Genomic DNA, 15,245 nt, shown 5'->3' with positions numbered 1-15,245 from the left:
CTGGCCTCAGTAAGGGCAAAATCCGCACCAAATATGGCAGCAAGGATAATTGCCAAAACTTCGTAGACAACAGGGCTTACTACCTCATGAACTCCCTCAATAGCAGGGATAAGGAACTTAACTACAGCTACACCAGCAAGACCAAATGCAATGCTTACTGGAACACAGATCCTTCCCTGGATATTAAATGGCAGCTCGCTGTAATCCCACCATCTGGCGTTAAAGCGCTTTTCCAGCACCCAGGATGTGGCAAATTCCGCTACTGCACTTCCTATGTAGCATAGTATAAATATTCCCCAGATAGGGAAATCCGGCGATCTTAGCACGTCTATTGAGCTAAATACTGCAGATGCCACTACAACGCATGAACCGTAAATTGGGCATATTGGGCCAAAAAGAAATCCTCTGTCCGCCCACTTCTTTTCCTTGGCCGTGCAGTAAATGGACTCCCATACCCAGCCTAAAAAGCTATAAAACATGAATTCAACAAAATACTGTGCGATTACCATTTCTTTTCCTCGGTCTTCTAAAAAATGATAAAAAACTCTTTTTCTATTATAACAGCCAAAAAGAAAAAGCCAATTAAAGGGACTCCTATGCTATACTAATCCAAGATTTATAACTATAGGAGAGACCACATGACATTACTAGAACAGTACAAAGAAAAACAAAAGAAAATAAGCTACCTTGGCCACGCAGCTTCACTTATGAACTGGGACAAGGAGACCACAACCCCGGAAGGCGGTATGGAAAAGCTTGCTGAGGCCATAAACTATTTCCAAACTGAGATTTTTAAGCTCTCAACCAGCGACGAGACCTTCGATCTTGTCTGCAAACTCGCAGAGCCAGCGGAGTTTAACAAGCTCGATGACGTTATGCAGTTTGACATAAAGCGAAACAAAAGAGACCTTGAAAAGATGAGAAAGCTCCCTCAGGAGGTCTTTGAAGAGTATGTAAAGGCCACAACAAAAGCCAGCATCGTTTGGCCCTCCGCCAAAAGAGCAAGCGACTTCTCCAAGTTTGAAAAAGAGCTTGAAGCCGTGATCGAGGCAGTTAAAAAGTACCACAGCTACGTAAATCCCGACAAACAGGTCTACAACGCACTTATTGACCAGTTCGAAGAGGGAATGACTCAGGAGACCATCGACCGCGTATTTGGGGATCTTAGAAAAGAGCTGGTTCCTCTGGTTGAGGAGGTAACAAGCCGCAAAGCTCCTGACCACAGCAAGTTCCGCTTTAAGGTTCCTGCCCACGTACAGGACAAGGTCTGCAGATTCCTCGTTGAATATATGGGAATGGACATGACAAGGATCGCCTTTGGCGAGACTGAGCATCCCTTCACAACCAACATGAACCTTGATGATGTGAGGATCACCAACCACTTCAAGGAAGATAACTTCATTGAGCCACTTTTCTCAGCTATCCACGAGGGTGGCCATGCTATCTTTGAGCAGAATATCGATCACAAGTATGAAGGTACAGAAGGCAGCGCCATTCCTTACATGGGCCTCCATGAGAGCCAATCAAGGTTCTATGAGAACATCCTTGGCCGCAACATCAACTTCTGGAAGCCAATCTGGCCACAGATGACTGAGATGATCCCAGAGCTCAAAGACGTTACTTTAGAGGAGTTTTATCAGGAGATCAATTCAGTAGAAAAGAGCTTTATCAGAACCGAAGCAGACGAACTTACCTACTGTCTCCACGTCATTTTAAGATATGAGATCGAGCGTGAGATCTTTAATGGAAATGTAGAAGTAAAGGACCTTCCTGCACTCTGGAACAGGAAAATGGAAGAGCTTTTATCCATAACTCCAAAAAATGACGCTGAAGGCGTCCTTCAGGACATGCACTGGTCTGACGGAAGCTTTGGCTACTTCCCTTCATACCTTCTTGGAAGCATCTACGATGGAATGTTCCTTGAGGCCATTGAAAAAGACCTTGGCAGTATTGATGACATCCTTGCAGCAGGGGATATCAAAAAGATCACTGCATGGCTTAAGGAAAACATCCACCAGTACGGATCCACAAGGATCTCCAGTGAAGTTCTTAAGACTGTCTGCGGAAAAGAGCTGACAGCTGAGCCACTTATAAAGTATTTCAAGAATAAGTATTCTGCATAAAATAAGCGCCTCGCTTCGCGAGGCGCTTTAATTTTTTACCAGTCTGAATCCCAGTCTGTATAGCCGGAATCCCAGCTGTCTGAACTCCATCCGGAGTCGTAATCATAGTCGTAGCTACTGCTGTAGCCTGAATTGTAGCCGCTGCGGTATCCACCGCCTCCGCCGCCTCCCACTCCTGCAAGGCCAAACAAAAGGGACAGGATCATGGCTATAAAGCCAATTACAAGGCCCAGTGGATTCTTTCCACCAGATCCGCCTTCATTTCCGTAGCCTCCCAAGTAGCTTGATCCTTCAGGCATGCTGCTGTAGTCTGACTTAAGCGGATAATCATTGATGTTGAAGTTCTTGATGCTGCTGTAGGCATCTGCTTCTTCGTATTTGTTTCTTTCTCTGGCAGCCATGTCAGCTGCATAGTTGAGCTTCTGGTTGGCAATCTCAGACTGCAGGCGGTCATAGAGTTCGACTACCGCAAACTCTTCGTCATTTCCGCGGTAGCGGACGGCTCTTGTGCCATCTGCCTTGTTCTTGTAAACTACGAACTCTCCCGTAGCTTCATCCTTATAAATTCCAAATGCCTTGGGCCCCTGATAGTTAAATCCCACAAAAAACCTGGTCTTACTTGATGTAAAGCCATTTCTGTCGCAGTAATCCTTAAGCTCCTCTATGGTCTTTGGAATTCCACCTTCAGAATAATCATGTACGCTCATAGTTCTCCCCCGTTTCTTTAATGTTCTAACTTTAATACAACTGGGCGTACCAAAATGTTGCAAAAAATTAACCTTTAGCATTATAGCATCCCTGGTTTGAAAAATCCCCTTCCCCTCTTATAATTTTGCATAGATCTTTCAACCGGAGAAAAGAAAACTCGCAGGAGGTGTACGACACCGCCTACGAGTCAGTTCAGCTTGGTATGAATGTATATTTTATCAATCAGTAATTGGTTTAAACGGATTCTTTTTGATAAGCTCTGTAGCATCCTGATAGTCTACAGGCTTTGAGTAATAAAAGCCCTGGGCAAAATTGCAGCCCATTTCCATGAGCATTTTGCCCTGTTCTTTAGTTTCAACACCTTCAGCTATAGTCTGCATGTCCAATTTCCTGGCGATAGTTATTACGCTTTCAATGAGGACTGCAGACTTTCTGTCTTCTGTGACCATGTCCGTAAAGGACTTGTCGATCTTGATAATATCAGCCTCGATATTATGCAAAAGAGACAGTGAAGAATAACCAGTTCCAAAATCGTCGATGGAGATGAACAGTCCCTTTTCCTTGAGATTCTTTACAAAATCAATAAGCCTGTCATACTCAATATCCTTGGTACTCTCTGTTATCTCAATTTCAACATCTTCTGCTTCAAGGCCATTATCTTCAAGGACCCTTAAGATCTTGTTTTCAAACCTTGGAACAAAGAGATTTTTCCTTGAGAAGTTACTGGATATCCTTGGGGGATTAAGTCCCATATCCTTCCAACTTCTTATGGCCCTACAGGTCTCGTTAAAGATCGTAAGATCAAGATCCGGGATAAGTCCTTCCCTGTCCAGAATAGGCACAAACTGATCCGGAAGGATAAAATGACCATCGTGAAGCCATCGGCACAGCGCCTCAAATCCTACAAGCTCACCAGTTCTCATATCAACCTTTGGCTGGAAAAATGGCTTGAATTCATGGCCTTTAACTGCAGCTGGAAAGGCTGCAATGATATCCCTTCCCTGCATGACCATCTCTTTTAAGTTATCACCGTAAAAAACAACATCCTGCTTAAGCCTGCTCTTACCTATTCCGCAGGCAACATTGGCATCGTTAAGCCTTTCTAAGAAGTTCTTCTCCTCATCGTCAGCAAGGCTTGAAATTCCAACCCAGGCACCTATCTCAAACTGGTTGTTTGGAGCAGCCTTTAACTTGTTGATCGTGATAGAAGACACTTTTTTAAGGAATTTTTTTGAGTTTTCCTTATGGATAAATGCAACGAAATTGTCTCCGCCAAGACGGCACAATCCCTCATCGTCCTCAATAGTCCTGAAGAGCTTGCGTGAATACTGGATAATGGCCTCGTCCCCGGCTCCAGCTCCTGCAACCTCATTTATATATTTAAAATTGCGCAGATTTATCCTAAGAAGCAGAAAATCATGGGGATCAGCATTTTGAAGCATCTTGTCATATTTTTTTTGGCAGTATGCAAGGTTTGGAATACCTGTAAGAACGTCAGACGTTTCTGCAAAGTCCAGCATCCTTCGCAGATTCTCTCTGCTTGCAAGAATGTAGACCAGGTCAGCACAAAGATCGTAGACAGAATCATCAAGTTCTTCCTCTTTGACTCCCTCTTCGAACTCTATATAAGCGTGAACATACTCGTAGCCTTCGTAATAATACCTGTATTGCCTGGAAAATCCACTCTTTTTTCCAGAATCAAATAAAACAAGCTGCTTATCTACCTCTTTTGCAGCGATCACAAGCTCACCAGTCCTGTGGTTACGATATCTGTCTTCGTCACCCAGGTCCATCTCGTAATACATTTTTACAACGTGAAGCTCCTCACAGATCGCTCTATACAGATCGTGATTCAGATTCTCCATTGCAGCTGAATGCAAAAGAGTCTTAATGTTCTCAATAAGCCGCTGACTAAATGCCATATTAATTGCTCCTGTCTTCCTTCATTGTTTCTTGTCCGCTAGCACGGATGACCTTTATACCTTCTATGGCAACCTGATATATCATTGCCATTTCTCTGGAAGCAGGGTCTGTATAGCTGCATTTCGATTTCAAATTCTTAAAATACTGCTCCGCCTTCTCAATGACTGGCTTAGTGATCATGATACCGTCACAATAAAGAGTTCCTGTCTGAGCATCATACCTTGACTCAGTGTATTTTGTCTGTGCAAAATCTCCAGCGCCCATCTTGGCTGCAAGCTGATTGATAAGTTCTTCTCTTCCCGCCATGTCAATCTCCTTAAAGTGTTTTTTGAAATATCATAATAACGATAATTTCATACATACTATAATATCACGTCATGATATATAGCATGCGTTATTTATGATAAAAGAAACCTTAATCTTTTATAAAATTTTATATTATTTTAATACTATTTTTTGAACATGTAGTATATAATTCCAGTATAGAATACAAGATGTTGTATTTTGTGGATCAGGAGGGGTGTATGGAATTAGAAATAATATCCATGAAGGGAGTTAACCTGCGTCACTGCAGCTGACTTCCAAAGCGTAGAACTTTTTCTACCGGATGGACGCCCTTAACGGGCATGAAAAGAGCTGGCTACTATACCAGCTCTTTTATTGTGTCTTAAAATGTGGTATTTTCTTTGGTAAGAGGAAAATCAATATGAACTTAAACGCTTTAAAGCCGGGTCAGTCAGCCCGGATTCTTACTGTAGGGGGCCAGGGTGCCCTCCGTCAACACTTTCTTGACATGGGTGTTATCCCAGGAGCAGAGGTAACTACAATTAAATTTGCACCTATGGGAGACCCAATGGAGCTTCGGATCCATGGGTATGAGCTCACTCTGCGCCTTGCTGACGCACAGCAAATAGAAATAGAGTCTATAGAAAAAGGCGCTTTGGAAGACGATGCCCCAAAGACCTTAAAGAAAACTGAGCACCCGGGACTTGGTGAAGAAGGAAGATTCCACCCAAAGGGAAGCGGAGATCCACTTCCTGCTGGAACAACGCTTACTTTTGCCCTTGTTGGTAACCAGAATAGCGGCAAGACTTCTCTTTTCAACCAGCTCACAGGATCTAACCAACACGTAGGTAACTTCCCTGGAGTTACTGTGGACAGGAAAGACGGTGTGATCAGGGGCCACGAGGATACCCTTATAACTGACCTTCCAGGAATCTACTCAATGTCTCCATATTCAAGCGAGGAGCAGGTTTCCAGGAATTTTGTTCTTGAAGAAAAACCAAAGGGCATCATAAATATCGTTGATGCCACCAACATAGAACGTAACCTCTATCTGACAATGCAGCTTCTTAGGATGAACATTCCCATGGTAGTTGCCCTTAACATGATGGATGAAATGCGGGGAAATGGTGGAACTGTTGACGTTAACACCATGGAGGCAATGCTTGGTGTTCCTGTAGTTCCAATTTCAGCTGCCAAGAATGAAGGCGTTGACGAGCTTGTGCGCCACGCGATTCACGTTGCCAGAAACCAAGAGCGCCCTATCCCACAGGATTTCTGTAGCCCTGACGACAGAGGCGGCGCCGTTCACAGGGCTTTCCACGCTGTGAGCCACCTTATAGAGGACCACGCCAAGGCTGCTGATATACCTGTCAGTTTTGCTGCAAGCAAGCTCCTTGAAGGCGAAGAGGAAATGGCTGACAAGCTGGGCCTTGATACCAATGAAAAAGAGCTTCTTGAGCACATTATACTTCAGATGGAAAAAGAGTGCGGACTTGACCACAGTGCAGCTATAGCCAACATGCGTTTTGACTACATAAAAAGAGTGTGTGACAACTGTGTCATCAAGCCCCACGTAAGCAAAGAACATATTCGAAGTCAGAAGATTGACAAAGTCCTCACTGGCAGATATACTGCAATACCGATGTTTATTGACATAATGGCACTTGTCTTTTACCTGACATTTTTCCTGATAGGTCCATTTTTCCAAGGCCTGTTGGAGGTTGCCATAGATTCACTTAAAGAACTTATCCACTCCACCATGGTGATGACAGGAGTAAATGCCACTATCCAGAGCCTTATACTTGATGGAATATTTGAAGGTGTGGGCACTGTTGTCAGCTTCCTTCCTATCATCGTCATCCTGTTCTTCTTCCTGTCCATGTTAGAAGACAGCGGATACATCGCAAGAGTCGCCTTTGTAATGGATAAGCTCCTTAGGCACATGGGTCTTTCAGGCCGCAGCATTGTGCCTATGCTCCTTGGATTTGGCTGCACAGTTCCTGCAGTTATGTCCACAAGAACCCTTCCAAGTGAGCGAGACCGCAAGATGACCATACTTTTGACGCCATTTATGTCCTGTACCGCCAAGCTCCCTATCTACGGATTTTTCGTAGCAGCCTTTTTCCCAAGGCAGAGCTGGATCATCATCACAGGACTGTACCTTCTTGGCATAATTACAGCCATCATCATGGCTTACCTTTTAAAGAACACACTGTTTAAGGGCGAGGCAGTTCCATTTGTTATGGAGCTTCCAAATTACCGTATCCCCACCCCCAAAAGCGTGATACTTCTTCTGTGGGAGAAGGCCAAGGACTTCTTAAGCCGTGCCTTTTCTATAATCCTGGTTGCAACCATTGTTGTATGGTTCCTTAAGAGCTTTGACTTTGGCCTTAACCTGGTGGCAGATTCACACAGCAGCATCCTTGCTGCAATTTCTGGCATACTTGTGCCAGTTATGAGGCCAATCGGCCTTGGAGACTGGAGGATCGTAACCTCCCTTGTCAGTGGATTCATGGCAAAGGAAAGTGTCGTTTCCGTTATGGAAACCCTCTTTAGCGACGGCCTTGCATCCCTTGGAGCTCTGTCAGCCGCATCAATGCTAACATTCAGTCTCCTTTATACTCCTTGTGTTGCTGCAGTAGCTGCAATATCAAGAGAACTTGGAAAAAAATGGGCTCTTTGCGTAGTTTTGTGGCAGTGCAGTGTCGCATGGCTGGCAGCCCTTATTGTTAGACTAATTGGAATGGCTTTAGGAATGCAGTAATGAAAGTTGATTATTTTGAGAAGATCAGAAATGGCGAGGAAATGACTTTTGCTGAGCAGGTGATCATGATAACCATGCTCAGTATTCCCGCTATCTTTTCACAAATTTCCACAGTGATAATGGAATATGTTGACCAGTCAATGGTAGGAAGGCTTGGGGCAGACCCTTCAGCTGCAATAGGCCTTGTTTCTTCTACCACCTGGCTTATTGGCGGTATCTGCAACGCTGTAAGCACCGGTTTTACCGTTCAGGTAGCCCACTCTATCGGTGCCAAGAACGATGCCAAGGCAAGAGGAATTGCAAAGCACGGCCTTATTGCAGTTTTGTGTTTTAGCCTTACTATCGCCCTTATCTGCCTTGCTATCAGTAAGAGCCTCCCCTTCTGGCTTGGAGGAAATGAGACTATAGCTAAAGGTTCCACCACATATTTCCGCATTTTTGGCGCTGCTCTTCCACTCATACACCTGTGCGGCGTATCTTCAGGAATGCTCCAGTGCAGCGGTAATATCAGGACTCCCAGCATCCTCAACGTTATAGGATGCTTTCTTAACGTATTTTTCAACTTTATCTTGATCTTCCCCACAAGACCAGCAATCATTTTTGGAAAAAAACTCGTGATACCAGGCGCAGGCCTTGGAATAGCCGGAGCAGCCCTTGGTACAGCCATGTCTGAGGGATTCATAGCGGTTGTTATGCTATATTTTCTGCTTGTCCGCTCGCCTCTCCTGCACCTTAGAAAAGAAGCCAAGGTACCATTTACTCTGTCCGAGCTTCAGACAGCTGTTAAGATTGCAATTCCTGTCGGTATCGAGCAGGGGATCATGGGCATAGGCTACGTAATGGTAACAAAGATCGTATCACCACTTGGTAACATAGCTCTTGCAGCCAACTCTTTTTCAATTACAGCAGAGGGACTTTGCTATATGCCTGGATATGGCATAGCCAGCGCCGCAACAGCCATCATTGGCCAGACACTTGGCGCAGGAAGAAAAAAGCTTGCAAACCGCCTTGGGTGGCTTGCAACAGCTCTTGGAATGCTTGTTATGACAGGAACAGGAATCCTGATGTATGTATTTGCACCGCAGCTTCTTGGACTTATGACCAAGGATCCTGAGATCCAGGCCCTGGGCGTCAAGGTTCTTCGCATCGAAGCCTTCGCAGAGCCTATGTTTGCTGCATCAATCGTAGGAACTGGTGTATTTAGGGGAGCTGGCGACACTCTAGGCCCATCAGTCATCAATTTCATCAGTATGTGGGCTGTCCGCCTTACCCTTGCATCGATCCTGGCTCCAAGAATTGGCCTTCCTGGCGTTTGGACCGCAATGTGCATCGATATCACAGTAAGGGGCGCTCTGTTTCTTCTTCGTCTGTATTTCAAGCCTGTAAGCAGGTCAAGAATTGTGAAGGTCCAGTTACAGTAGCTTTTCCATGCCTGTTTTTTGTACTCCCATGCCCATTTTCTCGTAAAACGCTCTGGCACCGGGATTACACTCCCAGACATTTAAGGTTATATTGTGACAGCCTTCTTTTTTCGCAAACTCTTCAACATAGCTGTAGAGCTTTTTTCCAACGCTCTCTCCTCTTCTGTTTTCATCAACACAGATATCGTCGATATAAAGAGTCTTGCAGTCTTCCAAAAGCCTTTCGCCTTTGTGTTCCTGAAAAACGCAAAAAGCGTGCCCAAGAACTTCTTCGTCCTGGACACACACAAATATTGGCTTATCATCCTGAAGGATCAGCTCATTAAGCTCCTCCTTGGAATATTTAGTAGTTGGTCCCTTAAAAAGATCAGGTCTTCCAACATGATGGACCATGTTCACCTGCACAAGCAGCTTTAAAATGCCTTCTACGTCCTTTTTTTGAGCTCTTCTTATTTCCACTATAATTTCCCCAACAATTTAATTTTAGAAGCTAATACATGCCTTTAATCGCGTTAATATCACTTGTAAATCTCTGTACCACTTCCTCTGGTCCAACAATCTTGATATTGGTCCCAAGGGAAAAGACCCATCCCAGGAACTGATCTGACAGAGCCACATCAACGTTGGCTTCTGACCAGTCCTCTTCATTAGTAGGCCTTATGGTAATGTCTTTTCCAAACCTGTCTAAAAGAACGCCAACAATGTCATTGGAAAATCTAAGCTTTACCTTTACTTCTTTTCCGCCAAACATACCAAAATTCATCCTGGCGTAGGCTGCCATATCAAAATTCTGGAAATGCTCTTTTCCCTGACGCTTAGACTCCAAAATCTCCACATTTCGGATCTTGTCGACCCTGTAATGCTTGATCTTGTCTGCTTCTGCATCATATGCGATGAGGTAATAGTTTTCGTCGTCCCAGCTAAGGGCCCAGGGACTTACCTCGTACTTCTCATCTTTTCTTTTCACCATCTCTTTTTTGAGGTTCCACTTAAGATAATCGAATTTGATCATCTTGTTGTAGCTGATGGCGCTATGAAGCTCATCTACGGTATAGTAGATGCTTTCATTCATGGTTTTGATACGTCCCTGGACCACAACCTGTCGCTTAAGTCCGGACGCCTCAAAATCACTTACAAAACCTGTAAGCTTCTTGATAAGTTCACTCGATTTCTTTTCCGTAATGAATTTGGACGACTGAATCGCGTCCACAAGAAGTTTGAGCTCGGCTATTTCGAGCTCTTTGCTACCCATGTGATAGTAGAAGTTTCTGCCATCTTTTTCACCGATGACATCAAATCCAAGCTCTCTAAGGGCATTTAGATCATCGTAAAGACTCTTTCTGTCTGCTGTGACGTCTACTGCCTCCAGATGCTCCTGGATCTCAGGCATCGTAAGCTTATGGTTATCGTCTGTCTTGTCGTGAAGTATTTTGTATAAGTAATAGAGTTTAAGCTTTTGATTGCTTCCCTTTGGCATGATAACGCCCCCAGCGTGTTATCAGATATTCTTTTCAATAGTCAGGATATTCTTATTATCCTTATAATCATAGGTCATGTTGTCCATGCTCTTTTTGACCATATAAATACCAAGCCCGCCGATCTGTCTCTCTTCTGCGGACAAAGTAACATCTGGGTCCTCCTTGGCAAGGGGATCATATGGAACACCTTCGTCAACGAAAGTGATCTGTACCCTCTTAGGGTCGCCCAGTTCATTGATCTGTATCAGTGCATAGCCTGTATTTGGTGTATAGGCGTAGCTTGCTATATTGACAAATATCTCCTCAACAGCTACATCAAGCTGGATCTGCTCCTTCATTCCGCATTCCATAGCTTCAAGCTCACCATCGAGAAAAGCCAGCACTTCATCCAGGTTTTGAATTGTAGCGTCGATCTTTAGTTCTTTCATATTCATGTCCTTTTTAGGCTGCTACAAAAAAGCCTTTCTCTTTGATGAAGAAAGGCTTTATCATCATCACTCGATTGTAAGGATATCTACAAATCCTGTAACTTCAAATATTTCACTGATCTCTTCACTTACGTTCTTAACGATCATGCTGCCCTGCTTATTCATAACCTTCTGAGCAGACAAAAGAACTCTGAGTCCTGCTGAAGAAATATACTCAAGCCCTGAGAAATCAAAGCTCAGCTTTTCTACACCTTCAAGCGATGTCTTGAGCTCATCATCCAGCTGTGGAGCAGTTGTTGTGTCAAGCCTTCCTGTAAGGGATATTGTAAGCTCGCTTCCGTTTAGTGTTTTGTTAATAGTCATGAATTTCTCCTCCATAGTCGAATTATCACAATTACAAATATTATTATAGTGCATTAATGGTAAACCATAAATTAATTATATACTTTTTTATCACTATAAAAACTAAATTTTTTCTAATATCTTAAGGTTTTCTTGATTTACATTATTTTGAGATATAGAATTATATAGAAACTACTGTGTTGAGAGGGTTTCCAACTATGAAAATTCTTAGAAGTAAAGTTTTTCGAATAATCGTTTTTTTGATATGTATTGGGGTAATCGTTTACGAAAGTATCGGTTTATATAATGATAACAAGGAATACGATGTGGCTGACACCGAGTATGAAGAGCTCATTGATGATGTAGTTTCAGAGACTTCACCCAGCGAGCTTCCAGAAGGTGCCAACTATCCACCTATGCAGATAAGATATAGCGAGCTTGAGTCCATCAATCCTGACTTTGTGGCCTGGCTCTATTTCCCTTATTTTGACATCAGTTATCCTGTTGTTCACGAAAATGAGATCGACCAGTATCTGCGCACAACCTTTGATGGAACCCCAAATAAGGCAGGGTGTCTTTTCACAGACGTTCTCAGTACTGAAGATTTCACCGGATATCACGATATCGTTTTTGGTCACAACATGAGAAACGGATCCATGTTTGGTAAGCTCAAAAAGCTCAATCAGACTGAAGATCAGGAAAACATCAAGCAGAACCCTTATATCTATGTATATACAGAAAAAGCTATTTATCAGTACCAGATATTCGCTTTCTATGTAACCAACGTTGGAAGCGACGCCTACAAGGTTGTTACTAACGATGAGGAATACGAGGATTTCCTTAAATATATCTACAGTCATACTGCATTTAAGAAGCCTGAATCCTTAGATCTTAGCAATCATCCTTGTCTTCTCACTCTTTCCACCTGTAGTGGAAGATCTGGAAGCGGACGCAGATTCGTGATCCACGCAGCTAAAGTAAATGCCTGGGCTCAGAACTGATTATATGTATTAGATATGTTATATAACATTTATATAATAAATAAAAAGAGTCCTTTTACGGGACTCTTTTTTGATGTCAAATGCAGTTATAACCTTTGTTTATCAGGATATTCTCCACCTGGGCTACATCCTCTGTATGCATTACCATGATAGGGAGACCTGAATCTCTGTTGAATGAAAGGTATATATAATTCACATTGATATTGCTTGAATACAGTGTCTTTAGGATCTTATCAAGTGCACCAACCTCATCTGGACACTCAACCGCAAGTACTGTTGTGGTCTTGCAGATATAACCGTTGTTCTTGAGAACCTCTACACATTTTTCAGGATCTGAAACGACCATCCTGATGATTCCATACTCTGCAGAGTCATTGGTTACTGATCCCAGGATATTGATACTGTTGTCGTTCAAAAGACCAGTGATATTCTGAAAACACCCCTTCTTATTCTCTGCGTAAATCGATACCTGTTTTAACATCTCTCTCCCCTTTTGTCCTTTATTCTCCAAATAGCTTTTTTACTGCAAGGAGAATGTCATATGAAGTAAATGGCTTAATGACAAAGTCCTTTGCACCTTTTTTAAGTGCCATCATGATCATGGATTCATATTTCTGATCAGAGCACATAATGATCTTAGCATCAGGATCGATCTTAATGATCTCACCAAGTGCGTCAATTCCATTCATCTTGGGCATATTGATATCAAGGAGCATGACATCAGGCTTAGTTTCCTTGTATTTCTCTATAGCCTGGTCGCCAGAAGTTGCTTCACCTACAATCTGATACTCTTCTGCAGGTAAAGCTCCCCTTATGAGCTCTCTCATCAATGCAGTATCATCAGCGATTAGCACTTTCTTTTTCATTTAGCCTCCTTCTCGGAAACGCCCGTCAAAAAGTCCTTATAATTTATATTAACATTTATAATTTGAGAAAAAAAGACGCAACGCACTGCTTTCTGAAACATTTCATAATGACAATGCGCTGCAGGATGAACCTATAATGCTCTCAGAACGAGTTTGCATTAAGAGAATTAAAAAGAAGAAAGAATAGCTCAGATCAATTGAGCATAGAGAATTTAACATAATTTTATTTTTCACTCCATTAAATAAAGCTCAATATTGTGAACATTATGTGTTTTCTGCAATAGATTTTTAAAAAGCTATATCTATCATGAAATTTATTTATTGAAATGATTCTTTATATAAGGCATTTTTTCTGATATACTAGCTATCCGTAAATCAAAGAAATGAATAAAGGAAATACATATGACTAAAGAAAACAGAATGGGCACACAGCCTGTAAAACAACTGATTATATCCATGTCACTTCCAATGATGATCTCCATGCTTGTACAGGCATTATATAACGTTGTAGACAGTATATTTGTCGCAAGAATTGGTGAGGGAGCACTTACTGCTGTAACACTTGCATTCCCACTTCAGAATCTCATGATCGCAGTTGGTTCTGGTACAGGCGTTGGTATTAATGCCCTTTTATCCCGCTCCCTTGGTGAAAAGAAATTTGACAAATCAGATTCCGCTGCAAACAACGGGCTTTTTCTCACATTTATGAATTTTGTGATCTTTTTGTTAATTGGAATCTTTTTTGCAAGGCCTTTTATCAAAACCCAGATAACAGATCCTCAGATCATTGAATACGGTGCAACTTACCTCCAGATAGTATCCTGCCTCTCCTTTGGTATCTTTTTCCAGATGACCTTCGAAAGGCTCCTTCAGTCCACTGGTAAGACTATTTACAGCATGATCTCTCAGGCTACTGGAGCAATCATCAATATTATATTTGATCCTCTGCTTATTTTTGGTATCGGACCATTCCCAAGGCTCGGTGTTGCCGGAGCCGCTTATGCTACTGTTTTAGGCCAGCTCATTGGTGCTTCAATTGGTCTTTACTGCAATATTAAGTTCAATAATGAAATAAATATTTCTCTTAAGAAGGTATTAAAACCCGAAAAGGATACAATTTCTGAGATCTACTACGTAGGCATTCCTTCAATGCTCATGATGTCCATTGGTTCTGCCATGACTTACCTTATGAACCTGATACTTGGAAGTTTCTCTTCTACTGCAACTGCTGTATTTGGAGTTTACTTCAAGCTTCAGAGTTTCTTCTTTATGCCAGTATTTGGCCTAAATAACGGTTTAATTCCAGTTCTTGCATATAATTATGGCGCAAGAAGAAAAGGCCGAATTAAGGAAGCTCTGCAGTTCTCATTGATACTGGCTGTTTCCATCATGGTCATTGGCTGTATCACATTCCTTGCAATCCCTGAAACGCTCCTGTCCTTCTTTAAAGCATCAGAAGACATGCTTGCGATCGGAGTGCCAGCCCTTAGGACAATCTGCCTGTCATTCCCTCTTGCAGGTGTATGTATTGCAATGGGTTCAATATTTCAGGCATTTTCAAAGAGCCTTTATTCACTTATCGTATCAGTTGGAAGACAGCTTGTCGTTCTTATCCCAGTAGCATGGCTTTTTTCCAAGACCGGAGTCATCGATCTTGTGTGGTGGGCTTTTCCTTTCGCTGAGCTTATGTCACTTGTACTATCCTCCTACTTCTTTAGGAAGCTGTATAAGGAAAAAGTAGCAACACTGTGAGTTTTAGAACACTTTTTTGTAAAAAGTCAATACTGTAGCGCTTTTTCAGAATTGTGCACTAAAAAACATGTTTATTTTTGGCATTTTTTCGTCTTTAAACTATTGTAATCGACATTTTAATGTCGTAGAATCTTGTTTAGTAGTTAAATTACTC

The 15,245-nt window shown here is 42.5% G+C and carries 15 protein-coding genes; 5 read left to right on the top strand and 10 right to left on the bottom strand.

Going from position 1 to position 15,245, the window contains the following annotated elements; genetic code table 11:
- The coding region (locus tag J6I68_RS09170; protein WP_292219843.1) for a putative ABC transporter permease at positions 1-509 on the bottom strand (509 nt) is incomplete at its 3' end.
- A gap of 129 nt (positions 510-638) precedes the next feature.
- Between J6I68_RS09170 and J6I68_RS09165 the strand changes: the two genes are divergently transcribed.
- Positions 639-2,123 carry a carboxypeptidase M32 gene (locus J6I68_RS09165; RefSeq protein WP_292219842.1) on the top strand — a complete coding sequence of 495 codons (1,485 nt, stop codon included), beginning with the start codon at positions 639-641 and terminating at the stop codon, positions 2,121-2,123.
- A 35-nt stretch (positions 2,124-2,158) separates the two neighbouring features.
- Here the strand turns inward: J6I68_RS09165 and J6I68_RS09160 are convergent, their stop codons facing one another.
- The 3 genes from J6I68_RS09160 to J6I68_RS09150 all read right to left on the bottom strand — a co-directional run bounded on the left by J6I68_RS09160 (position 2,159) and on the right by J6I68_RS09150 (position 5,060).
- Positions 2,159-2,830, bottom strand: a complete 672-nt coding sequence (locus J6I68_RS09160; RefSeq protein ID WP_292219841.1) for a hypothetical protein — start codon at positions 2,828-2,830, stop codon at positions 2,159-2,161.
- A 219-nt stretch (positions 2,831-3,049) separates the two neighbouring features.
- A complete protein-coding gene (locus J6I68_RS09155) occupies positions 3,050-4,753 on the bottom strand; it encodes a putative bifunctional diguanylate cyclase/phosphodiesterase (RefSeq protein WP_292219839.1) in 1,704 nt (567 codons plus the stop codon).
- A 1-nt stretch (position 4,754) separates the two neighbouring features.
- Positions 4,755-5,060, bottom strand: coding sequence for a hypothetical protein (locus tag J6I68_RS09150; protein WP_292219837.1), 306 nt, complete (start codon positions 5,058-5,060; stop codon positions 4,755-4,757).
- 400 nt (positions 5,061-5,460) lie between these two features.
- Between J6I68_RS09150 and feoB the strand changes: the two genes are divergently transcribed.
- Both feoB and J6I68_RS09140 read left to right on the top strand, forming a co-directional pair.
- Positions 5,461-7,803, top strand: a complete 2,343-nt coding sequence (gene feoB, locus J6I68_RS09145; protein ID WP_292219835.1) for a ferrous iron transport protein B — start codon at positions 5,461-5,463, stop codon at positions 7,801-7,803.
- On the top strand, positions 7,803-9,224 hold the full coding sequence (locus tag J6I68_RS09140; RefSeq protein WP_292219833.1) for an MATE family efflux transporter: 1,422 nt from the start codon (positions 7,803-7,805) through the stop codon (positions 9,222-9,224). Before feoB ends, J6I68_RS09140 begins: the two co-directional genes overlap by 1 nt.
- Here J6I68_RS09140 and J6I68_RS09135 read toward each other — a convergent pair.
- From J6I68_RS09135 to J6I68_RS09120, 4 genes are all read right to left on the bottom strand, one after another.
- Positions 9,216-9,683, bottom strand: a complete 468-nt coding sequence (locus J6I68_RS09135; RefSeq protein ID WP_292219832.1) for a GNAT family N-acetyltransferase — start codon at positions 9,681-9,683, stop codon at positions 9,216-9,218. The two genes, J6I68_RS09140 and J6I68_RS09135, sit on opposite strands and share 9 nt — an antisense overlap.
- A 31-nt stretch (positions 9,684-9,714) precedes the next feature.
- Positions 9,715-10,701 (bottom strand): helix-turn-helix transcriptional regulator, encoded by a 987-nt coding sequence (locus tag J6I68_RS09130; protein ID WP_292219831.1) that lies wholly within the window; start codon positions 10,699-10,701, stop codon positions 9,715-9,717.
- A gap of 21 nt (positions 10,702-10,722) precedes the next feature.
- A complete protein-coding gene (locus J6I68_RS09125; RefSeq protein WP_292219830.1) occupies positions 10,723-11,130 on the bottom strand; it encodes an ATP-binding protein in 408 nt (135 codons plus the stop codon).
- A gap of 66 nt (positions 11,131-11,196) precedes the next feature.
- Positions 11,197-11,493: an STAS domain-containing protein gene (locus J6I68_RS09120; protein WP_292219829.1), complete on the bottom strand. Its 297-nt coding sequence runs from the start codon at positions 11,491-11,493 to the stop codon at positions 11,197-11,199.
- Between the two features lie 197 nt (positions 11,494-11,690).
- Between J6I68_RS09120 and J6I68_RS09115 the strand changes: the two genes are divergently transcribed.
- On the top strand, positions 11,691-12,473 hold the full coding sequence (locus J6I68_RS09115; RefSeq protein WP_292219827.1) for a class B sortase: 783 nt from the start codon (positions 11,691-11,693) through the stop codon (positions 12,471-12,473).
- A 76-nt stretch (positions 12,474-12,549) separates the two neighbouring features.
- Here J6I68_RS09115 and J6I68_RS09110 read toward each other — a convergent pair whose 3' ends face one another.
- Both J6I68_RS09110 and J6I68_RS09105 read right to left on the bottom strand, forming a co-directional pair.
- A complete protein-coding gene (locus tag J6I68_RS09110; RefSeq protein WP_292219826.1) occupies positions 12,550-12,954 on the bottom strand; it encodes an amino acid-binding protein in 405 nt (134 codons plus the stop codon).
- Between the two features lie 19 nt (positions 12,955-12,973).
- Positions 12,974-13,339: a response regulator gene (locus J6I68_RS09105; RefSeq protein ID WP_292219824.1), complete on the bottom strand. Its 366-nt coding sequence runs from the start codon at positions 13,337-13,339 to the stop codon at positions 12,974-12,976.
- Between the two features lie 402 nt (positions 13,340-13,741).
- On the opposite strand from J6I68_RS09105, the gene J6I68_RS09100 reads away from it, so the two are divergent.
- Positions 13,742-15,091 (top strand): MATE family efflux transporter, encoded by a 1,350-nt coding sequence (locus J6I68_RS09100; protein WP_292219823.1) that lies wholly within the window; start codon positions 13,742-13,744, stop codon positions 15,089-15,091.
- The last annotated feature ends 154 nt before the right edge of the window (positions 15,092-15,245 follow it).

The sequence above is a fragment of the Butyrivibrio sp. genome (assembly GCF_017940685.1).
GTDB lineage: Bacteria > Bacillota > Clostridia > Lachnospirales > Lachnospiraceae > Butyrivibrio.
The sequence above is the reverse complement of the archived record's forward strand: the minus strand, read 5'-3'. Positions and strand labels throughout refer to the sequence as shown.